Origin of the sequence: Mesorhizobium sp. B1-1-5 (genome assembly GCF_006443065.1) — a bacterium.
Classification (GTDB): Bacteria; Pseudomonadota; Alphaproteobacteria; order Rhizobiales; family Rhizobiaceae; genus Mesorhizobium.
Map to the genome: position 1 here is coordinate 75,095 of NZ_VFWS01000008.1, position 21,297 is coordinate 96,391.

Sequence of the window (21,297 nt, forward strand, 5' to 3'; positions counted from 1 at the left end):
CTGCGATCGGCGCTCGGATTGCCTCACGGCCTGATGAACACCTTTCCGTTTGGCTTGGCGAGCTCGGCCGGCAGCCTCGCCATCGCTTCGTCGAGCGGCACGACCGCGGTGACGTCGGTCGACCAGCGTCCATCGGAAAAGCGCTTCTGCGCTTCCAGCACCGCCGGGCCCAGCCTGTCGCGGAACTGGCGCATCCATTCGGCCAGCCAGAACCCTTCGACGCGCTTGTGCTGGAAGATCAGTTGGCCGGGCTCGCGGATCACCGTCGGCTCGGCGCCGAGCCTTCCATAGACGATCCAGCGCGCGCGTTTCGGCATGGCATTGAAGACGGTCGAAGCCAGCGGGCCGGTGACCGCGTCGAGGAAGATGCGCGGCTGCTCGGTCTTCATCGCCTCGCGCAACGCCGCCTCGAAATCCGCCGCTTTCTCGTTGAGCACATGGGCGGCGCCGAGCTCCTTCAAAAGCGGGATCTGCTCGTCGCGACGCACGGTGACGATCGGGCGGAAACCTTCCTCCTTCGCCAACCCGATGATCAGCTTGCTGAGCTGGCTGGCGCCCGCGGTCATGATGAAGGATTTTTCGCCCTCCTCCCTGACGATGTCGAACATGGCCAAGGCCGTCAGCGGATTGACGATCATCGCTGCGCCGTCCTCATCGCGCACGGTGTCGAGAAGCGGAATGCAGGACGCGGCCTCGGCAACCGCATAATCCGCCCATGCGCCCCAGTTCGACACGCCGGTGGCGAAGGCGACGCGTTTTCCTGCAAGGCTCCTTGCATAGGGGTCGTCGCCCGTGGCGACGACGATGCCGACGCCTTCGAAGCCCGCCGGCCGGCCCTTTACCCGCGGCTGGCCGTACTGGCCCTTGATGAAGGCGATGTCGGACGGGTTGATCGAGGCGAGGCTGACCTTGACCAGCGCCTGCGACGGCCCGGGCGCCGGCACCGCAATGCTGCCGGGCTGGAGGTAAGCCTCCATCGCCTCCAGCGCGGCCGCCGAGGGCGTCCTGGTGTAACCGTCGCCGACAAGCAGCAGGCCCTGCATTTGCGAAGGAAGCGTCATGGCCGTCAGACCTTCTCCTGCGTGTATTTCTTCAGTTCCGTGCGTGCCACCTGCCGCCGGTGCACCGCGTCCGGCCCGTCGGCCAGCCGCAGCGTCCTCAAATGCGCCCACGAGCGGGCGAGCGGCGTGTCCTGGCTGATGCCTTGCGCGCCGAACATCTGCACCGCCTCGTCCGTGACTTTCAGCGCGACGCGCGGCGCCACCACCTTGATCTGGCTGATCCAGGGCGCGGCGGCGCGAGTGTCCCCCTGATCGATCATCCAGGCAGCCTTGAGGCATAAGAGCCTCGCCATCTCGATCTCCATCCGGCATTCGGCGATGATGTCGAAATTGCCGCCGAGCTTTGCCAGCGGCTGGCCGAAGGCCTCGCGCCGCACCGAGCGTTGGCACAGCATCTCCAGCGCCATCTCGGCCTGGCCGATCGCGCGCATGCAGTGATGGATGCGGCCAGGCCCCAGCCGCCCCTGCGCGATCTCGAACCCTCTGCCCTCGCCGAGGATCAGGTTCGCCGCCGGCAACCGTACATTGTCGAATCTCAGATGCATGTGGCCGTGCGGCGCGTCGTCATCGCCATAGACCTGCATGGGCCGCAGCTTGGCGATGCCCTTGCTGTCGGAGGGCACCAGGATCATCGAATGCCGGCGATGTCGCGGATCCTCGTCCGAGCCGGTCCTGACCATGACGATATAGATGGCGCAGCGCGGATCTCCCGCTCCGGAAGCCCACCATTTCTCGCCGTTCAGCACATAGTCGTCGCCTTGCCGCTCGCAGCGCATCGAAATATTCGTCGCGTCAGAAGACGCGACGTCGGGCTCGGTCATCAGATAGGCCGAGCGTATTTTCCCCTCGAGCAACGGCTCCAGCCAGTCGCGCTTGTGCGCTTCCGATCCGTAACGCGCCAGCACCTCCATGTTGCCGGTGTCGGGCGCCGAGCAGTTGAAGGTCTCGGCGCCGAGATGCGCCTTGCCCATCTCTTCGGCCAGATAGGCGTATTCGACGGTGGAAAGGCCGTAGCCGCGCTTGGAATCGGTGAGCCAGAAGTTCCACAGCCCGCGCTCCCGCGCCGTCTTCTTCAGGCCTTCCAGGATTTCCATCTGCCTGGCCGTATAGGTCCAGCGGTCGCCATTCTTGCCGACTTCGGCGAGGAACTCTTCGCCGAGCGGCGCTATCTCGTCGCTCACCATCGCCGCCACGCGCTGATGGATTGGCTTCAGCCGCTCGGTCATGCCGAGATTCATGTCCGTCATCGCTTCCGGCCTTTCCGAAGATAAATCTTTACGCGTGGCAAGGATGACCGTACTTCGGCTAGCCTTGTCAACGCGAGTCCTTGGGCGAGTCCCGGCCGGCCGGATGCGGAGAAACACGATGAGCTATCTGGACAAGCTGTTCTCGGTCGCCGGCAAGACCGCGCTGGTGACCGGTGCGGCGACCGGCATCGGCCGCATGGTGGCGACCGGGCTGATACGCGCCGGCGCGCAGGTGATGATCGCCTCGCGCAAGGGTGAGGATTGCGCGAAAGTCGCCAACGAATTGAACGCGCTTGGCGGCTCGGGCCATGCCGAGGGCTTTGCCGGCGACGTGTCCAGCGAAGCGGGCATCGCCGCTTTGGTCGCCGAGGTCAAGGAGCGCACGGAGCGCCTGCACATCCTGGTCAACAATGCCGGCATTTCCTGGGGCGCGCCGCTGCAGGATTTCCCCTACCACGCCTGGGCCAAGGTGTTCGGCGTCAACGTCACCGCCGTCTTCCATTTGACGCGGGAGCTCTTGCCGCTTCTCGATGCCGCCGCAAGCGACGAGGACCCGGCCCGCGTCATCAATCTTGGCTCGGTGATGGGCACCCAGCCGCTGGCCGACGACGCCTATTCCTATGCCGCCTCGAAAGCGGCGGTGCATCATTTGACGCGCACGCTGGCGATCGAGTTCGCCGCCCGCCGCATCACCGTCAACGCCTTTGCGCCCGGTCCTTTCCAGAGCCGGATGACCGCGTTTGCCACCGCGACCGCGGAGCAGGCGAAACATGTCGGTAATCATGTTCCGCTCGGCCGCATCGGCGTGGCGGATGACATTGCCGGCGCAACGCTTTATTTGTGCAGCCGTGCCGGAAGCTATGTCACCGGCGCCATCCTGCCTATCGACGGCGGCCAGTCGGTGCAGCATGGCATGACTTTGTTCAAGGAATAAGGTGCCCGGTTCGAGGAATCGCGATCCGGGCGGGGTGCGGAGGACATCAGTGTGGAACCGATCAGTCTCGATACGCTTCTGGCAAGCGTCGGCAAGGAGGTCGGCGTCTCGCCCTGGCGAACGGTGACGCAGCGCATGATCGATCAGTTCGCCGATGCGACCGACGACCACCAGTTCATCCATTGCGATCCGGAGCGCGCCGAACGCGAGACGCCGTTCGGCGGCACCATCGCGCATGGTTTCCTGTCGCTGTCGCTTTTGTCGGCAATGACCTTCGAGACCATGCCGCCACTGGAAAACACCAAGATGGGCGTCAACCACGGCTTCGACACGCTGCGTTTCCTGGCGCCGGTGAAGACAGGTTCGCGCATCCGCACCCGCTTCGTGCTGGCGGACGTCAAGGTCAGGCCGTCCGGCTGGGTGCAGACGGCACATGACGTGACCATCGAGATCGAAGGCTCGAAGAAGCCGGCGCTGACGGCGCGCTGGCTGACCTTGACGCTGATCGAGCGCCAACCCGAGAACGCATGAGCGGCGAGGCCGGTGCCATAGACCAGGCGACGCTTGCGCCCTACCTCGAGGCGCATCTTCCGGGTTTTGCCGGCCTGTCCGCGATTGAAAAATTCAAGTCCGGGCAGTCCAATCCGACCTATCTTTTGACGGCCGCCAGCGGCCGCTATGTGCTGCGCGCCAAGCCGCCGGGACAGTTGCTAAGATCAGCGCATCAGGTCGACCGGGAATTCCGGGTGATGCAGGCGCTTGCCGGCACGGCGGTGCCGGTGCCGCGCATGCTGCATCTTTCGCGCGAGGACTCCCCGATCGGCCGCATGTTCTACGTTATGGAGTTCCTCGACGGCCGCATCTTCTGGGATCCATCGCTGCCGGACGCATCCGGCAATGACGAGCGCGCCGCGATTTACGATGCCATGAATGCGACGCTCGCCGCCTTGCACGATATCGATGTGGACGCCGTCGGTCTTGGCGATTTCGGCAGGCCCGGCAGCTATTTCGAGCGCCAGCTCGCGCGCTGGACCAGCCAGTACAAGGCCTCCGAAACCGAAACCATAGCCGACATGGACAGGCTGATTGCGTGGCTCGAAACGCATATGCCTGCCGATGACGGCCGCGTCTCGCTTGTCCATGGCGACTACCGGCTGGACAACATGATGTTCGCGCCGGGCGCGCCGGAGATCATTGCGCTGCTCGACTGGGAGCTGTCGACGCTCGGGCATCCCTTCGCCGACCTTGCCTATCAATGCATGCAATGGCGGCTGCCACATGCCTCGGGCTTTCGCGGCCTCGGCGGCATCGACCGCGCCGCTGCCGGCCTGCCTTCCGAGGAGGCCTATGTCGCAGCCTATTGCAAACGGCGCGGCATCGAGAAGATCGACAACTGGACCTTCTTCCTCGCCTTCTCCTTCTTCCGGCTGGCGGCGATCTGCCAGGGCGTCTACCGCCGCGCGCTGGACGGCAACGCCTCCAATCCGGAAAAGGCAAGGACCTACGGCCAGGCGGTAAAACTGCTCGCCGCGCTCGCGGTGGAACTGATTGACGAGAACAGCTGAACGCGGAGGAGCCGGGCAATGGGCCGTTTCGATGGAATGACGGTGCTGATCACCGGCGCGACCGGCGGTCTCGGCAGCGGCGCGGCAAAGGCCTTCGCCGCGGAAGGGGCACGGCTCGTTCTGTCCGACCTCGACGAGTCTGCGCTTGACGATTTCGCCGCAACGCTCGACGCAGAGACGGCTCACCTTGCCGGCAACATTGCCGATGAAAAACTCTCGGAGAGTTTGGTGGAGCTTGCCGTGCAAAAATTCGGCCGGCTCGATATCGCCGTCAACAATGCCGGCATTGTCCACTCCTTCGTACGCCTGCCGCAGGTCACCTCGGAGGAAGCGCGCCGCGTGGTGGAGGTCGACCTGCTCGGCGTCTTCTATGCCATGAAGCACCAGATTCCTCAGTTGGAACGGCAATTCAGGGAAAGCGGCAAGGGCGGCGTCATCGTCAACATCGCCTCGGTCGCCGGCCTCTCAGGCGCGCCGAAGCTGTCGGTTTATGCCGCCGCCAAGCACGGCGTCGTCGGGCTGACGCGCTCGGCTGCCGTGGAATATGCCAGCAAGGGCATACGCATCAACGCGGTCTGCCCGGCCCACACCCGCACCGCGATGGTCGACGGCTTCGTGCGTTCCACCGGAGCGCCCGAAGCCGAAGCGCTGGCCGAGCTCGCGCGCGGCGTTCCGATGAAGCGTATCGGCGAGGTCGACGAGATCACCACCGGCATACTGTTCCTGGCCGACCCGGCCAATTCCTTCATGACCGGCCACGCTCTGGCGCTCGACGGCGGCATTGGCGCGATCTGAGCAATTTCAGGAAAAGTGCCTTAGCGATTTTCCATCCGCAATTGCGTTAAAACGGAGAGTGCACGCAAGGGAACCGGAAGGCGCTCTTGTCCGTTTCCGTACAGCGTATATAATTTCGTCAGGCAACCAATCACAAAGGCAGGCGCATATTGGCGTTGAGCGTTCAGAAACGCCGCGAAAAACAGAAGGCGGAGCTTCGCTCCGAACTGGTCGCGGCGGCTCACAAGCTGGTCCAGGAAGAGGGCTATGAGGGCCTGACCATCCGCAAGCTCGCCAAGCGGGTCGGCTATGCGCCGATGTCGGTCTATTCCTATTTCGCCGACAAGCAGGACATTCTGTTCGCGCTCGCCGAAGACGCCTTCGAAACGCTCGCGCGGCGCATCGAGGAGCATCCCGCGGACGATCCGATCGAGGCGCTCAAGGCGGTGATGACCGAATACGCGGCTTTCGGGCTCGGCAACCCCAACGAATATCGCACCGTCTTCATGACCGAGAAGACCAAGCTGCCCGAAGGACGCAGCTACGCGGAGATGGAAGAGGGCAATCCGGCCATGAAGGTGCTGATCAAACGCGTCGAGGCCTGCGTTGCCGCCGGCAGGCTCAAGGGCGACCCGCGCGCCATCGCCACCATGCTGTGGACCGTGGGCCACGGCACGATTTCGCTCTTGATCACCTTTCCCTTCTATCCATTTGGCGACGTCCAGGCCTATGTAAAGCGCATGTGCGATTTCACGCTGGCGGGGTTGCAGGCGCAGGATATTCCGCCGCTGACCGCAACGCCCGTCAACTGCTGATCTCTTTGATCGTCGGCTCGCACCGCTTCGCTTGATTTGCGGCGGCGAATTCCGGTGTTCAAAAAAATTTGTCGTACACGTACAGATTCCTCCTTGAATTCCGACTTCATTAACCGTATTTGTACGCTGTATCGTACGTGTACGAAATAGATTGACTGGAGACGGAAAATGAAGAAGACCATCCTTGCTCTCGCCACCGTGCTGGCTTTCTCGGGTACCGCTTTCGCCGGCGCAAGCCAGCCGGCCAAGCATGCCCCCGCGGCTTGCGCTCAGACCAACGCCAGCGTGAAGCTCGACTGCACCTCGACCGGTTCGGTCGAAAAGGCCGACGCCGCCAAGACGACGAAGAGCCCGCGGCTCGGCATCGAGGTCAGCCCCTGGTTCGTGCCCGGCCTCTGAGCACTATTGGCAAGACTTCGAACGAAAACGGGCGGCATTTGGCCGCCCTTTTTCGTTTCTGCCCGCGCCCCTGAGGACCTGCTCGAGCCTATTTCTTGCGCGGTTTCGTTCCTGCGGCAGTCTTGGCCTTACTCTGCTTTGCCGGCCCGCCGGGGATGGAAGTGCCGGTGATCGATACCGGATCGCTGGCTGGAAATGTGTCCTCGAGGCCTTCCTCGAGTTCCTCTTCCTCGACCTCGTGGCGCCGCTCCTGCTCCAGCGAACGGACTGCAGCTGTCTTCTTGGATGACTTCGGCGCGGATTTGGACGGCATCGGCAATCTCCCTCGCAAGCCGCAGAAACGGCATGGACTGGCGATGGTTCCTTGGAACCGACGCCGCGAAGCTCAGTTCGCCGCGTCGCCTGCCGCTTCCGACAGCAGAGTAAAAACATAGTCCGAGAAGGAACGCCAGCATTCCACCCGGAACGCATCGGCCGCGCTGCGCAGCAGCACGATCTCGGATTTGCCGAGAATGGTGCGCGAGGCAGCACCGACCGGGAACGCCTCGAGCGATAGGTCCTGCGGGCAACCCGAATTGACCGTCGCCGCGGCCGCCGGCCCGACAACGGAGATCGCGACATTGCGGTGCGAGATGCCGACCGCCGAATGCAGCACCGTCACCTTGGCGCAATCGGCGAGCGGATCCTTGCCCGCCTCGTCGATGATCATCCATTCGTCGGGCCCGAGCCACAGCGCCGTGCGCCCGTCCTTGGTCGCCGAAGTCTTGGGCTTTGTCGGCAGCGTGAGGCCGAGCGCCTTGGAAAGCGCGGCAAGCGACGCTTGCGGCGCGCGCAGCGAGATGCGTTCGGCCGGCGGCAGCACCTCGACCTTGACGCCCGATGCCGACAGCGTGCGGCCGGCAAGCGCCGGCCGACGCTCGACGGAGGCGGACGCAGCAGCGGCTTTTGTCTTGGCGGCGGCCTTAGCCATTGAGGCGTTCTCCCTTCTCGTCGACGAACACCATGCCGGTGACTTCCACCTCGATCGTGCCGTTCGGCATCGGCACGTAGAGCGTCTGGCCCATGCGGTCGCGGCCGCCGGCGACGAGCGCCAGCGCGATCGAGCGGCCGCAATTCTCCGACCAGTAGCTGGAGGTGACGTGGCCGATCATCTTCATCGGGATTGATTGCTTCGGATCCGCGACGATCTGCGCGCCCTCTTCCAGCACGACCTTCGGGTCCTTGGTCTTCAAGCCGACCAGCTGCTTGCGGCCCTTGGCTATAAGGTCCGGCCGGGTCAGGCCGCGGATGCCGACGAAATCGGTCTTCTTCTTGCCGACCGCCCAGTCGAGCCCGGCATCGTTCGGCGTCACCGTGCCGTCAGTGTCCTGGCCGACGATGATGTATCCCTTTTCGGCGCGCAGCACGTGCATCGTCTCGGTGCCGTAGGCGGTCGCGCCATGCTTCTGGCCTTCTGCCCACAGCGCTTCCCACACAGCCTCGCCGTAATCGGCCGGCACGTTGACCTCGAAACCGCGCTCGCCGGTGAAGGACATGCGGAACAGCCTTGTCGGCACGCCGCAGATCTTGCCTTCGCGCACCGACATATGCGGCATTCCCTCATCCGACATGTCGATGCCCTCGACCAGCGGCGCGATGATGTCGCGCGACTTGGGCCCCTGCACCGCGATCACCGCCCATTGCTCGGTGATCGAGGTCAGCCAGACATTCAAGTGCGGGAACTCGGTCTGGAGGTAGTCCTCCATGTGGTTCATGACGCGCGGCGCGCCGCCGGTGGTCGTCGTTACGTGGAAGCGATCGGGCGCCAGCCTGCCGACGACGCCGTCGTCATAGATGAAGCCGTCTTCGCGCAGCATGATGCCATAGCGGCAGCGGCCGGTTTCCAGCTTCTCCCATGGATTGGTGTAGAGCAGCTCCATGAACTTCGCCGCGTCCGGCCCGACCACTTCGATCTTGCCGAGCGTTGACGCGTCGAACAGGCCGGCGGCCTTGCGCACCGTCACGCATTCGCGATCGACGGCGGCATGCATGTCCTCGCCCGCCTTGGGGAAATACCAGGCGCGCTTCCAGTGGCCGACATCCTCGAACACCGCACCGTGCGACACCGCCCAGCCATGCGTTGCCGTGCGCCGGGTCGGGTCGAACAAGGCGCCGCGCGCGTGGCCGACGATCGAGCCGAACGTCACCGGCGTGTAAGGTGCCCGGAAGGTGGTGAGGCCGACCTGCGGGATCGGCTTGCCGAGCGTCTCGGCGGCGATCGCCAGGCCGTGCATGTTCGACGTCTTGCCCTGGTCGGTCGCCATGCCGTTGGTGGTGAAGCGCTTGACGTGCTCGATCGAGTGCATGCCTTCATGCACCGCCTGGCGGATGTCCTTGGCGGTGACGTCGTTCTGGAAATCGACGAAGGCCTTGACCGTTGTGCCCGGCCCGGCGCCAGGCGCTGCGCCCAGCATGCCGCGCGACCAGCTCTCGCCGGCGTCGACCTTCGGCTTGGCGCCCTTGCCAACCTTGCCGCCGGCCTCCTTCGCAGCCTTGGCGCCGGCCGCATAGGCCTCGTCGACTGAGGCGGCGAGCCCGTCGGTGCCGTTGCAGGCGCCGACCGAGACGCAGTCCTGCGCATAGGTGCCCGGCACGAAGCGCTTGGTCTCGTCGTTGAAGGCGACCTTGCCGCGCGATTGCGAGAACAGATGCACCGACGGTGTCCAGCCGGCCGACATGAGGATCGCGTCAACCGGGATGGTCCGCTCGCCGCCGCCATTCTTCGGCTGCACCGTCATCGAGGACACACGCAATTTGCCGCCGGCGCTGACCACCGCGCGGCCGAAATTGATCTCGATGCCGAGCGCCCTCGCCTCGTCGATCACCGCCCCCGACGGATTGTCGCGCAGGTCAATGATCGCCGCGATGTTGATGCCGGCCTTCTTGAGGTCGATCGCGGCGGCGTAGGCGGAATCGTTGGCCGTATAGACGCCGACATTCCTGCCTACCGCCACGCCATACTGGTTGAGGTAGATGCGCGCCGCTGAAGCAAGCATCACACCCGGACGGTCATTGTTGGCGAACACCATGTGGCGCTCGATGGCGCCGGTGGCGATCACGACGCGCTTGGCGCGAACCTGCCACAGGCGTTCTCGCGCAAGCTCCCGGCCCGGGCTCTTGAAATGGTCGCTGACCCGCTCGACCAGTCCGACGAAGTTCTGCGCGTAATAGCCGAAGGCAGTCGTGCGCGACAGCACGCGCACATTGTCCATCGCCTTGAGCTTGGTGATCGCCGCTTGCGCCCACGCATAGCCGTCGTGGCCGTCGATCCTGGCGCCGCTCTCGAAGCGAAGGCTGCCGCCGAATTCGGCCTGCTCGTCGGCGAGGATCACCCGCACGCCGGTTTCGGCCGCGGCAAGCGCGGCCGCGATGCCGGCCGCGCCGCCGCCCAGCACCAGCACCTCGCAATGCGCATAGCGCGCCGCATAGTGGTCGGGATCCGGCTTGTCCGGCGAAACACCGAGGCCCGCGGCAGCGCGGATCTTCGGCTCGTAGAGATCCTTCCAGGCCCATTTCGGCCACATGAAGGTCTTGTAGTAGAAGCCGGCCGAAAACATCGGCGAGGCAATGTCGTTGAGGGCCCCGACATCAAAGGCAAGCGACGGCCAGCGGTTCTGCGAGTTGGCCGTCAGCCCGTCATAGAGCTCCTGCACTGTCGCCCGCACATTCGGCGTCTTGCGCGCATCGTCGCGCACGATCTGCACCAGCGCGTTGGGTTCTTCCGCGCCGGCCGACAGGAAGCCGCGCGGACGGTGATATTTGAACGAGCGGCCGACCAGGTGCACGCCGTTGGCGAGCAGCGCCGAGGCCAGCGTGTCGCCCTCGATGCCGATATACGGCTTGTCGTCGAAACTGAAGGAGGCGGTCTTCGCCTGACTGAGGCGACCGGCGCCGGAAATGCGGAAGGCGGCGTTCATTTTGAGGCTCCGGGCAGCTTCGCAGGCTTCGGCTCGCCGGCCTTGTAGGTCATGACGAACCTGTCGGTGACCGTGTCGCGCACCGCGTTGAAGAAGCGCGCACAGCCATGGATGTGCCGCCAGCGCTCATAGATGACCCCCTTGGGATTGGCGCGGATGAAGAAGAATTTCTCGAAGTCGTCGTCGCTCTCGGCGGCAATGTTGGTCGGGCGCGCGATATGCGCCTCGCCGGCATTGCGGAACTCGAGTTCCGGGCGCTCTTCCTCGCAATAGGGGCAGCGGATGAGAAGCATCTGGGTTATCCTAAAACTTGCCGTGACCGGCGCACGCGCCGGCTAAGTGAAAGCAAATCGGCTGAGCCATCATCAATGCGCCACAGCCGCCGCGGCGGCCTCGTCGATGAGACGTCCAGTGCGGAAGCGCTCGAGCGTGAAGGGCGCGTTGATCGGGTGTGGCTCGTCCTTGGCGATCGTGTGCGCGAAGACATTGCCCGAGCCGGGCGTCGCCTTGAAGCCGCCGGTCCCCCAGCCGCAATTGACGTAGAGGCCCTGGACCGGCGTCTTCGCCAGGATCGGCGAACGGTCGGGGGTCACGTCGACGATGCCGCCCCAGGAGCGCAGCATTTTCATGCGGGTGAAGATCGGGAACATCTCGCAGATGGCGTCGAGCGTGTGCTGCAATATGTGCAGGCCGCCGGTCTGCGAATAGGAGACATACTGGTCGGTGCCGGCGCCGATCACCAGCTCGCCCTTGTCCGACTGCGAGATATAGGCGTGCACCGTGTTCGACATCACCACGCAGGGCACGACCGGCTTGACCGGCTCCGACACCAGCGCCTGCAGGGGATAGCTTTCGAGCGGCATGCGCACGCCCGCCATGTTCATGATGACGGAGGAATGGCCGGCGGCGACCACGCCGACCTTCTTGGCGCCGATAAAGCCGCGCGTCGTCTCCACGCCGCTGACCGCGCCATTGGCCGCGCGCTTGATGCCGGTGACCTCGCAGTTCTGGATGATGTGCACGCCGCGCGCCGAAGCGCCGCGCGCATAGCCCCAGGCGACTGCGTCGTGGCGCGCCGTGCCGCCGCGGCGCTGCAGCGCGGCGCCCATCACCGGATAGCGCGCATCCCTGGAGATGTTGAGGGGCGGACAGAATTCCTTCGCCTGTTCGGGCGTCAGCCATTCATTGTCGATGCCGTTGAGGCGGTTGGCATGGATGTGGCGCTTGAACACCTGGATGTCATGCACGTTGTGCGCCAGCATCATGACGCCGCGCGGCGAATACATGACGTTGTAGTTGAGTTCCTGGCTGAGCCCGTCCCACAGCTTCAGCGCATGGTCGTAGATGCCGGCGCTCTCATCATAGAGGTAGTTGGAGCGGATGATGGTGGTGTTGCGGCCGGTGTTGCCGCCGCCGAGCCAGCCCTTTTCCAGCACCGCGATGTTGGTGATGCCGTGCTCGCTCGCCAGATAATAGGCCGTCGCCAGGCCGTGTCCGCCGGCGCCGACGATGATGACGTCGTATTCCTTCCTCGGCTCGGGCGACGTCCATTGCTCTTCCCAGCCTCTGTGGCCGCGCATCGCCTCGCGGGCAATGGCGAATACCGAGTATTTCTTCACGTTAAGCCTCGCGCCAGTAGCTTTCGCGGATTTGCGGCCGGGCATCCCTGCCCCGGCTTGCGAGGTGTATCACTAGCGAAACCGCGTCGCCATCCTTGCGCTGTTTGCGACGGCGCTTGCCGTTTTGCGCCACGGTCAAAAACGAAGCGTCTGCTCTGGCTTCCGTGGCTCCGTTCGGCGACACTCCTGCCGCGTGATGCTGGGGGGATGACAATGGGTAATGCCTGGTGGAATCTGACCCTGCGCTTCCTGCTGGAACTTGCAGCGCTGCTTGGACTCGGCATGGTCGGCTGGAGCTTTGCCGTCGGGTTCAGCCGTTGGATTCTTGCCGTCGCCTTGCCGCTCGTCGCGGCGGTGCTGTGGGGCACTTTCGCCGTGCTCAATGATCCGAGCCGGTCGGGTCGAGCTCCGGTGCCGGTGCCCGGCGCCCTCAGGCTGGCGCTGGAACTTGTCATCCTGTGCGGCGGCGCCGCGGGATTCTATCTGGCCGGTCACGCGGCCATTGGCATCGTCATGGCTCTGCTGATTGCGTTCAGCTACGCCTTCTCGCTGGACCGGATGGCTTGGCTGTTGCGGCAGTAAGGCAATGGCGCCTTTGCCGGTTTCGGGTGGCCGCCGTAATCCTCATCTGCGACCAAGCATCCAACCGCCGGCAAGCCCGGTACAAAGGAAGGATGCAAAGACATGTTCACGCTTACAAACCAGGTCGCCATCGTCACCGGCGCGAGCTCCGGCATCGGCCGCGCCACTGCCAAACTGTTTGCCGAGCAAGGCGCAACCCTGGTTGTCGCGGCCCGGCGTCAGGCCGAGCTCGACGCGCTCGTCGGCGAGATAGAAGCGGCCGGCGGCACGGCAGCCGCGCTTGCCGGCGATGTAAGGGACGAGGCCTACGCGAAGGCGCTCGTCGAATTCGCCGTCGCGAGATTTGGCGGCCTCGACATCGCCTTCAACAATGCCGGCGCCGTCGGCGTGATGGGGCCGGTGACCGACATGGCGCCAGCCACCTGGCACGAGACGATGGACACCAATCTGACCAGCGCCTACCTCGCCGCAAGGCACCAGATACCGGCCATGCTGGAGCGCGGCGGCGGCTCCCTGATCTTCACCTCGAGCTTCGTCGGCTACACCGCCGGCATGCCGGGCATGGCGGCCTACGCCGCTGCCAAGGCCGGACTGATCGGCCTGACGCAGGTGCTCGCTGCCGAATACGGTCCGCGAGGACTGCGCGTCAACGCGCTGCTACCCGGCGGCACCGACACGCCCGGCGCAACCACGACCACGCCCGAGGCGCGCGCTTTCGTCGAAGGCATTCATGCATTGAAGCGCATGGCGCAGCCGGAAGAGATCGCCCGCTCCGCGCTTTACCTTGCCTCGGATGCCTCGAGCTTCACCACCGGAACCGCGCTGTTTGCCGATGGCGGGGTCTCGATCAACCGGACGTGAGGGGATTGGCCGGCATGCCGCTGCCGGCCAACCGAAAAAGTCGCGGGGCGGGCCTTGCAATCCACTCCGATTTGACGATTTTCGTTCCCGTCGAAATCGGACCGGAACGATGCTGCTGATCAGAACCTATGTTGCCCAGAGCGCCATCGAAGGGGTCGGGGTCTTCGCCGCCGAGCCGATCCGCAAGGGCGCTTCGATCTGGCGCCTCGATCCGGATTTCGACCGGCTGATCCCGATGGATAAATATGAGGCGGCGCCGCCACATCTACGCGAGTTGCTCGACCGCTATGCCTATCCGAGCCCGGACAAGCCCGGCTTCATGGTCTATGAGGTGGACAATGGCCGCTTCATGAATCACTCCGAGCGGCCGAATACTAATTTCTCGCAATATGGCGGCGCCACGGCCGTTCGCGACATCGCTGCCGGCGAAGAAATCACCTGCGATTATGGTGAGTTTTTCGAGGACTTTGCGCGCCACCATCTGACGACCGCGTAGCGCGAGCAAACATGCGGGCGCAGTGCTCGGGTTTTTGATGCCGTTTCGCGCAATCAAAGGTGGACATCCCAGCCTGATTCTGCTATCAGCCGCCACAATTCGCGGTGCAATTCGCCGCGGAGGCATGTCAGCTATGGCTGTTTGCCTAATGATTTCAAACCCGAAGACAGGATTGCCCGTGCAGGTACTCGTCCGCGACAACAACGTTGATCAGGCGCTTCGCGCGCTGAAGAAGAAGATGCAGCGCGAAGGTATTTTCCGCGAAATGAAGATGCGCGGTCACTACGAGAAGCCGTCGGAGAAGCGTGCCCGCGAGAAGGCCGAGGCCGTGCGCCGCGCCCGCAAGCTGGCCCGCAAGCGCGCCCAGCGCGAAGGCCTGCTGCCGATGACCCCACGCCCGGCTCCGGCTGGTGCTGCCGGCGCATCGCGCTCGCCGCGCTCATAACGCCTATTTTTCGTCCTTTTCGAAGGATACCGAGGGTGGCGCGATGCGGAATCGCCGCCACCCTTTTGTTTATGTATTGGAGCCGGTTCGGAGAGGGAACGGACTGACGGCGCTGCGGCAGTGAGGACAAAGATGAACGCAATTACCGTGGAGCGCAAAACCGCTTTTCGCGGCTTCGCCCTGACGGCGGCCCTGCTTTCGGGTCTGACGCTCGCAGCATGCCAGACGACCCCGACGGGTGAGTTCAACTCGATCGACAAGGCGCAGGGGTCGAGCGAGAACATCTCCTCGCTTTCGGCGGTCATCCAGCGAAATCCGCAGGATCCCGACGGCTATAACGTGCGCGGCTCGGCCTATGGCCGCGGCGGCCAGTACCAGGCGGCGCTCAAGGACTTCAACCAGGCGATCCAGCTCAATCCGAACTTCTACCAGGCCTATTCGAACCGCGCGCTCATCCAGCGCTTCCTCGGCAATCAGGAAGCCGCTTTGGCCGACTACAACCGCTCGATCCAGATCAACGCCAACTACGACGCAGCCTATATCGGCCGCGGCAATCTCTACCGCAAGGCGGGCCGCACCCAGGATGCCTTCAACGACTTCCAGAAGGCGATCCAACTCGACACCACCGATGCCCGCGCCTACCACAATCGCGGCCTGATCTATCAGAGCCAGGGCCAGCACAAATTCGCCATCGAGGATTTCTCGACCGCGATCTCGCTGGCGCCGGACGCCGCCGAGCCCTACAACGGCCGCGGCCTCTCCTACCTGGCGACAGGCGACGAAGACAACGCCTTCTCCGACTTCAACATGGCCATCAAGCTCGACGGCAAGAACGCCGAGGCCTGGGCCAACCAGGCGCTGATCTACGAAAAGCGCGGCGACAAGGGCAGGGCCGCCAAGTCCTACCGCGAGGCGATCCACCTCGACCCCAACTACCAGCCGGCCAAGGACGGCCTGTCGCGCACAGGCGGCAACGCCAGCTGATCCGACGCCGGAAGGGACGACGCTTAAGCGTCGTTCACGGTCGCCCGGTCGCCGTCGGCGGCCGCGATGTTGCGCTGCGGAGACGCCGATAGCGATCCGTTAACCGCCCAGGACAATGCGTTAACCCTTGCCATGTTCGCGTCAAAGTTTCGGCGGAACGCTCCGTGCACCTCGATCGTTTAAGCCGGGGTCAAGATTTTCGCGAAAGGGACTTTCCAATGATCAAGACACTTGCCTGTGCCGCTGCTGCGCTTGCCGCCACGGTGCTCGCTTCTCCGGTCAGCGCCGGCACGCTCCGGCTCGGCACGCTCGATTGCACGATCGACGGCGGCGTCGGCTATGTCATCACGTCGAACAAGGGCGTCTCCTGCGTCTTCCGCCCCTCCCATCACGGCCCGGCCGAGATTTATACCGGGATGATCTCCAAGCTCGGCGTCGACGTCGGCAAGACGCATCAGGGCCAGCTCGTCTGGGCGGTGCTTGCCGCCACCCGCAGCCATGATGCGGGCGATCTCGCCGGCAGCTATTACGGCGTCAACGCCGAGGCGAGCGTGGTGACCGGCGGCGGCGCCAACGTCCTGGTCGGCGGCCTGGACAGCGCCTTCATGCTGGAGCCGCTCAGCGTCCAGGCTCAGACCGGCCTCAACCTGGCCGTCACCGTGGCGTCGCTGGACCTCGTCCACTCCTACAAGTGAGCCTTCGGCTTTTCAATTCATCGCGCCGCACTCGGCCCGGAACATCTGTTCCGGGCCGAGTGCTTTGGAAAGCCGGATCCCTTCGGCGCCAATGGCTTGCCTCGAAATCCGCGAAAAAGCCTCTTGAGCTCAACTGCGCTTGAGGTTCTACAAGCCCTGCCGAACTGGATCTTGCCCCTCGTTCGCAACGCGGATGAGGCGTGACGGCAGCGAGCGGCAACAAGGAGTGCAGCAACAGGGTGGCCAGCAACAAGGTGGATTGGCGGGCGCTGTGGGCGAGCGGCGATCTGGCGCGCTTCTGCTTCGTCAGCCTCGGCATCCTGCTGCATGCCACCAACGAGACGATGGTGGCGACAGTGATGCCGGCCATGGTCGGCGAACTGGCGGGCGTGCAGCTGGTCGGCTGGTCGCTGGCGATCTACGAGCTCGGCGCAATCGTCGCCGGCGCCGCTGCGGGCCGGCTGGTCAGTTATGTCGCCCTACGCTCCAACATGATGGTCGCCGCCCTGCTCTACGCGACCGGCGCGCTGATCTGCGCCACGGCGCCTTCCATGCCGTTGTTCCTCATCGGGCGTCTGGTCGAAGGGCTTGGCGGCGGCGCGCTCGTATCGCTGGCCTTCGTCTCGGTCGAGCGCCTGTTTCCACGCAACATCTGGCCGCAGCTCTTCGGCATCATGTCCGCGATCTGGGGCGTCGCCGCCTTCAGCGGCCCCATGCTGGGCGCTCTCATGACCGAGTTCCTGTCGTGGCGCTGGGCTTTCGGCGTCTTCACCTTCGGCGGCGCGGCGATGGCGCTGGCAAGCTTCGTCGTGCTCGACACGCCTGAGGCGAGGAAGCCGCAGGCGAGCGGCGGCAAGGCACCGCCCTTCCCCTATCCCGCGCTCGCCGTTCTCGCCCTCAGCGTCGTGCTGATCGCCGCCGCAGGCATCGATATCGCCCTGTTGCGCTCGTCGCTGCTCCTCTTCCTCGGCCTGACCGGCCTGGCGCTCTTCTTCCGCGTGGATGCGCTTAAACCGCAATCCCGGCTCTTCCCGTCGCCTCTGTTTTCATGGCGCTCGCCACTTGGCAGCGGCATGACCATGGTTGCGGCATTCTCCGTGGCGACCTGCACCTTCACCATTTACGGGCCGCTGCTTCTGACCACGCTGCACGGCATTCCGATCCTGACCACCGGCTACATCATCGCCGCAGAATCGATCGCCTGGTCGATCCTGTCGATCCTCATCGCCAATGCGCCGCTGGAGCGCGAGAGGCTGATCATCCTCGTCGGCGCGCTGATGATCGCCTCCGGCCTCGCCGGTTTCGCTTACACAATCCCGGCAGGCTCGATCCCGCTGATCCTGCTCTGCGCCCTTTTGCAGGGCGGCGGCTTTGGCGTTTGCTGGCCCTTCCTCACGCGCGTCATCGTCGCCTCGGCCCGCGACGGCGAGCAAACCATCGCCTCGGCCGCCGTGCCGACCATGCAGCGCATCGGCTATGCGGTAGGCGCAGCGCTCGCCGGCATCGTCGCCAATGCCAGCGGCTTCTCGGAAGGCCTGAACCGTGAAGCGGCCGCAAGCGTCGCCAGCTGGTTGTTTCTGGCCTTCGTGCCCCTCGGGGTGTTCGGCTGCCTTGCGGCGCTCAGGATATTTTCAGCGACAAACCGGCCGAGATTGGCAGCGGGTTGACGGGGATGTCACGGCGGCCCCGGCCGAGGCGCCAGCTTGCCGATCGGGCTCAGACGACGACAGTCTGCTGCAGCCGCTCGGCAATCAGCGCGGCGAGCCGCGCCGCCACCTCGTCCTTGCCCATTTCCGGCCATTCCTCGACCCCGGTCCTGGAGACGATGCGCACCTTGTTGCGGTCGCCGCCCATCACGCCGGACGGGCCGATGCCGCTTTCGTGCGAGACGTCGTTGGCAACGATGAAGTCCGCGCCTTTCTTTTTCAACTTGACCTCGGCATTGGCGATGAGGTCCTGCGTCTCGGCGGCAAAGCCGACGACGAGTCCGGGCCGCTGAACGTGATGGCCGATGCCGGCGAGGATGTCCGGGTTCTCGACCATCTGCAATGGAGGCGGTCCCTTGCCCGCCACCTTCTTGATCTTCTCCCCGGCGGCATTCGCCGTGCGCCAGTCGGCGACGGCGGCAACGAACACGGCGGCATCCGCCGGCAACAGGCTCTCGACCGCTTGCTTCATTTGCGCGGCCGTTTCGACGTGGGTGGTCGCGACACCGGCCGGATCGGCGACGTTGACCGGGCCAGAGACAAGCCTGACATCGGCGCCGAGCTTAGCCAGCGCGGCGGCGATGGCATGGCCCTGCTTGCCCGAGGAGCGATTGGCGATGTAGCGCACCGGATCGATCGGCTCATGCGTCGGACCGGATGTGACGATGATCCGGCGCCCGGCAAGCGGCTTCGGCTTCTCGTCGAGCATCGCCTCGATCGCGGCGACGATCTCCAGCGGCTCAACCATGCGGCCTTCGCCCGCTTCGTTGCTTTCGGCCATCTCGCCCTTGGCGGGACCGGCAAAGGCGACGCCGTCCTTCTGCAAGGTGGCTCGATTGCGCCGGGTTGCCGGATGCGCCCACATCTTCGGGTTCATCGCCGGCGCCATCAGCACCTTCTTGTCGGTGGCCAGAAGCACCGTCGAGGCAAGGTCGTTGGCATGACCGTTGGCGAGCTTCGCCATCAGGTCCGCGGTTGCCGGCGCAACGACCAGCAGGTCGGCCTCGCGCGACAGCCTGATATGGCCGACATCGTGCTCGTCATTGCGGTCGAACAGCTCGGTGAAGACATGGTCGGCCGAAAGCGCGCCGACCGACAGCGTGGTGACGAATTCCTGCGCGGCCGACGTCATCACCACCCGGACCGAAGCGCCCCGCTCGCGCAACCGCCGGATCAGGTCGAGCGCCTTGTAGGCGGCGATGCCGCCGCCGATGATGAGCAGGATGCGCTTGCCGGAGAGAGGACCTCGCGAAATTGATTTGGCGGATGCAGCGACAACCGGCGCCGCCTGCACCTTTGAGCCTGTCAGCGCACGCAGCCTTTCTTCGATCTGACCGATGCGGTCGGCCTGCCCTGCTGCCCGGCCTTCGACCGCGGCGCGTATCATCGCCCGAGCCTGCTCCTCCATCGAGCGGCCATTCTCGGCCGCGAGCTGCCGGAGCAGGTCCTTGACCTCGTCATCGAGATTGCGGATCGTGATGCTGGCCATGTGATTGCACTCACTTCAGGTAGCGCTTGCAATGATAGCAATGCAATCAATTGGCGACAAGCCGCATGGCGGTCAGAGCAATTTCCACGCAATGTAGACCAGCGTCAGCGCGATCACCCAGAGCGCCACGCGGCCGGAACGGGTATGGCGCGCTTCGGCTTTGCCGATCGCGCGCGCGGTTGCTTCGTCGAAGCGCAGACCTTTCTCGGCCATCAGGTCGATCTCGCGCGACAGTCGGTCGGTGCGGGCGGCGAGGTCCGGTGCCTGGCGCGCGAGCGCCAGCAGCGCCTTGGCGCCGTCGCGCGCGTCGGTGAGCATGCCGCGCGGGCCGAGATTGCCCGCGATCCAGTCGCTGACCACAGGCTCGGACGTCTTCCACATGTTGAAGGCCGGATCGAGCGTGCGGGCGACGCCTTCGACCACCACCATGGTCTTCTGCAAAAGCACCAGCTCGGTCCGCGTCGCCATATCGAAGAGCTCGGTGACTTCGAACAGCAGCGTCAGCAACTTCGCCATCGAGATGGTCTCGGCCGACTGGCCGTGGATCGGCTCGCCGATGGCGCGGATCGCCTGCGCGAAGGCCGAGACATTGTGTTGGCGCGGCACGTAGCCCGCCTCGAAATGCACCTCGGCGACGCGCTGATAGTCGCGCACGATGAAGCCGTAGAGGATCTCTGCCAGGAAGCGGCGCTCCTTCCTGCCGAGCCGGCCGGCAATGCCGAGATCGACGGCGACGATGGTGCCGTTGGCCTCGACAAACAGATTGCCCGGATGCATGTCGGCATGGAAGAAGCCGTCGCGCAACGTGTGCCGCAGGAACGATTGGACCAGATTGGCGGCGACCGCCTTGAGGTCGTGGCCGGCCTCGGCAAGGCCGGCGAGATCGTTCATCTTGATGCCGTCGATCCACTCCATGGTGAGCACGTCGCGGCCGGTCCGCTCCCAGTCGACCGCCGGCACGCGAAAACCCGGATCGTCCTTGGTGTTCTCGCCGAGTTCGGAAAGCGCGGCTGCCTCGAGCCTCAGGTCCATCTCGATCTTGGTGGTCTGCGCCAGCGTCTCGGTCACCTCGACCGGACGCAGCCGGCGCGACGAGGGGATGTATCTCTCCTGCAGGCGGGCGGCGAGGAAATAGCTTTCGAGATCCTGGAAGAAGCGGCGCCGCACGCCGGGCCGGATCACCTTCACCGCGACGCGCGACGTCGTTCCATCACATGCCACGTCGGCGCCGTGCACCTGCGCGATCGAAGCGGCGGCAACGGGGTCCCCGAAGCTGGCATAGAGATCGTCGATCCTGCGCCCGAGCGAGGCTTCGATCGCATGGACCGCCGCCGCTTTCGGGAAGGTATGCATCTTGTCCTGCAAGAGCGCGAGGTCCAACGCCATGTCGTTGCCGACGACATCCGGGCGTGTTGCCAGGAACTGGCCGAGCTTGACGTAGGAAGGTCCGAGCCGCACCACCGCCCGTGCCAGCCTGTCGCCCCGCTGATAGCTCAGCGCCCGGCGGCGGGTGAAAAGCCGCGCCACGCGCCAGCCGAATTTCGGCATGCCGGAGAGTTCTTCGCCCGGCAGCGCCGCGACGACGCCCTCGCGGACCAGCACCCAGCCGGCCCTGGCGAGCCTGAAGGCTGCGCCGACGCTGGTCATAGCCCTGCCTGTTTCAAAGCCG

The 21,297-nt window shown here is 65.0% G+C and carries 22 protein-coding genes; 13 read left to right on the forward strand and 9 right to left on the reverse strand.

The window, feature by feature from the left end; genetic code table 11:
* Positions 1–23 precede the first annotated feature (23 nt).
* Complete coding sequence (locus FJ980_RS05370; protein ID WP_140541902.1) at positions 24–1,061, reverse strand: zinc-binding dehydrogenase; 1,038 nt, start codon at positions 1,059–1,061, stop codon at positions 24–26.
* A 5-nt stretch (positions 1,062–1,066) separates the two neighbouring features.
* Positions 1,067–2,308: an acyl-CoA dehydrogenase family protein gene (locus tag FJ980_RS05375; RefSeq protein ID WP_140541903.1), complete on the reverse strand. Its 1,242-nt coding sequence runs from the start codon at positions 2,306–2,308 to the stop codon at positions 1,067–1,069.
* A 118-nt stretch (positions 2,309–2,426) separates the two neighbouring features.
* On the opposite strand from FJ980_RS05375, the gene FJ980_RS05380 reads away from it, so the two are divergent.
* The 6 genes from FJ980_RS05380 to FJ980_RS05405 all read left to right on the forward strand — a co-directional run bounded on the left by FJ980_RS05380 (position 2,427) and on the right by FJ980_RS05405 (position 6,795).
* Positions 2,427–3,242: an SDR family oxidoreductase gene (locus FJ980_RS05380; RefSeq protein ID WP_140541904.1), complete on the forward strand. Its 816-nt coding sequence runs from the start codon at positions 2,427–2,429 to the stop codon at positions 3,240–3,242.
* 45 nt (positions 3,243–3,287) lie between these two features.
* Complete coding sequence (locus FJ980_RS05385; protein ID WP_281405777.1) at positions 3,288–3,773, forward strand: MaoC family dehydratase; 486 nt, start codon at positions 3,288–3,290, stop codon at positions 3,771–3,773.
* The gene (locus FJ980_RS05390) at positions 3,770–4,807 is read left to right on the forward strand and encodes a phosphotransferase family protein (RefSeq protein WP_140541906.1); all 1,038 of its coding nucleotides are present in this window, start codon (positions 3,770–3,772) and stop codon (positions 4,805–4,807) included. Before FJ980_RS05385 ends, FJ980_RS05390 begins: the two co-directional genes overlap by 4 nt.
* Before the next feature lie 18 nt (positions 4,808–4,825).
* Positions 4,826–5,602: an SDR family oxidoreductase gene (locus FJ980_RS05395; protein ID WP_140541907.1), complete on the forward strand. Its 777-nt coding sequence runs from the start codon at positions 4,826–4,828 to the stop codon at positions 5,600–5,602.
* A gap of 149 nt (positions 5,603–5,751) precedes the next feature.
* Positions 5,752–6,396, forward strand: coding sequence for a TetR/AcrR family transcriptional regulator (locus FJ980_RS05400; protein WP_140541908.1), 645 nt, complete (start codon positions 5,752–5,754; stop codon positions 6,394–6,396).
* A 168-nt stretch (positions 6,397–6,564) separates the two neighbouring features.
* Positions 6,565–6,795 (forward strand): DUF680 domain-containing protein, encoded by a 231-nt coding sequence (locus FJ980_RS05405; protein ID WP_140541909.1) that lies wholly within the window; start codon positions 6,565–6,567, stop codon positions 6,793–6,795.
* A gap of 88 nt (positions 6,796–6,883) precedes the next feature.
* On the opposite strand, the gene FJ980_RS05410 is transcribed toward FJ980_RS05405, so the two are convergent.
* From FJ980_RS05410 to FJ980_RS05430, 5 genes are all read right to left on the reverse strand, one after another.
* Positions 6,884–7,108: a hypothetical protein gene (locus tag FJ980_RS05410; RefSeq protein ID WP_140541910.1), complete on the reverse strand. Its 225-nt coding sequence runs from the start codon at positions 7,106–7,108 to the stop codon at positions 6,884–6,886.
* Between the two features lie 72 nt (positions 7,109–7,180).
* Positions 7,181–7,765 (reverse strand): sarcosine oxidase subunit gamma, encoded by a 585-nt coding sequence (locus FJ980_RS05415; RefSeq protein ID WP_140541911.1) that lies wholly within the window; start codon positions 7,763–7,765, stop codon positions 7,181–7,183.
* Positions 7,758–10,751, reverse strand: a complete 2,994-nt coding sequence (locus FJ980_RS05420; protein WP_140541912.1) for a sarcosine oxidase subunit alpha — start codon at positions 10,749–10,751, stop codon at positions 7,758–7,760. Before FJ980_RS05420 ends, FJ980_RS05415 begins: the two co-directional genes overlap by 8 nt.
* Complete coding sequence (locus FJ980_RS05425; RefSeq protein ID WP_140541913.1) at positions 10,748–11,044, reverse strand: sarcosine oxidase subunit delta; 297 nt, start codon at positions 11,042–11,044, stop codon at positions 10,748–10,750. The genes FJ980_RS05420 and FJ980_RS05425 overlap by 4 nt, the downstream gene beginning before the upstream one ends.
* 72 nt (positions 11,045–11,116) lie before the next feature.
* Entirely contained in the window at positions 11,117–12,370 is a 1,254-nt protein-coding gene (locus FJ980_RS05430; RefSeq protein WP_140541914.1) for a sarcosine oxidase subunit beta, read from the reverse strand.
* Positions 12,371–12,583: 213 nt separating this feature from the next.
* Between FJ980_RS05430 and FJ980_RS05435 the strand changes: the two genes are divergently transcribed.
* The 7 genes from FJ980_RS05435 (at position 12,584) to FJ980_RS05465 (ending at position 18,100) form a co-directional block, all read left to right on the forward strand.
* Entirely contained in the window at positions 12,584–12,952 is a 369-nt protein-coding gene (locus FJ980_RS05435) for a YrdB family protein (RefSeq protein ID WP_140541915.1), read from the forward strand.
* A gap of 102 nt (positions 12,953–13,054) precedes the next feature.
* Entirely contained in the window at positions 13,055–13,813 is a 759-nt protein-coding gene (locus tag FJ980_RS05440) for an SDR family oxidoreductase (RefSeq protein WP_140541916.1), read from the forward strand.
* A gap of 109 nt (positions 13,814–13,922) precedes the next feature.
* Positions 13,923–14,309, forward strand: a complete 387-nt coding sequence (locus FJ980_RS05445) for an SET domain-containing protein-lysine N-methyltransferase (RefSeq protein WP_140541917.1) — start codon at positions 13,923–13,925, stop codon at positions 14,307–14,309.
* Between the two features lie 178 nt (positions 14,310–14,487).
* On the forward strand, positions 14,488–14,754 hold the full coding sequence (gene rpsU, locus FJ980_RS05450; RefSeq protein ID WP_027165252.1) for a 30S ribosomal protein S21: 267 nt from the start codon (positions 14,488–14,490) through the stop codon (positions 14,752–14,754).
* Positions 14,755–14,886: 132 nt separating this feature from the next.
* A complete protein-coding gene (locus FJ980_RS05455) occupies positions 14,887–15,738 on the forward strand; it encodes a tetratricopeptide repeat protein (protein ID WP_140541918.1) in 852 nt (283 codons plus the stop codon).
* 218 nt (positions 15,739–15,956) lie between these two features.
* On the forward strand, positions 15,957–16,433 hold the full coding sequence (locus FJ980_RS05460; protein ID WP_140541919.1) for a DUF992 domain-containing protein: 477 nt from the start codon (positions 15,957–15,959) through the stop codon (positions 16,431–16,433).
* Positions 16,434–16,633: 200 nt separating this feature from the next.
* On the forward strand, positions 16,634–18,100 hold the full coding sequence (locus FJ980_RS05465) for an MFS transporter (RefSeq protein ID WP_246676315.1): 1,467 nt from the start codon (positions 16,634–16,636) through the stop codon (positions 18,098–18,100).
* Between the two features lie 49 nt (positions 18,101–18,149).
* On the opposite strand, the gene coaBC is transcribed toward FJ980_RS05465, so the two are convergent.
* Positions 18,150–19,628, reverse strand: a complete 1,479-nt coding sequence (gene coaBC / locus FJ980_RS05470) for a bifunctional phosphopantothenoylcysteine decarboxylase/phosphopantothenate--cysteine ligase CoaBC (protein WP_210243730.1) — start codon at positions 19,626–19,628, stop codon at positions 18,150–18,152.
* 72 nt (positions 19,629–19,700) lie between these two features.
* On the reverse strand, positions 19,701–21,275 hold the full coding sequence (gene ubiB, locus FJ980_RS05475) for a 2-polyprenylphenol 6-hydroxylase (protein WP_140541920.1): 1,575 nt from the start codon (positions 21,273–21,275) through the stop codon (positions 19,701–19,703).
* Positions 21,276–21,297 lie beyond the last annotated feature (22 nt).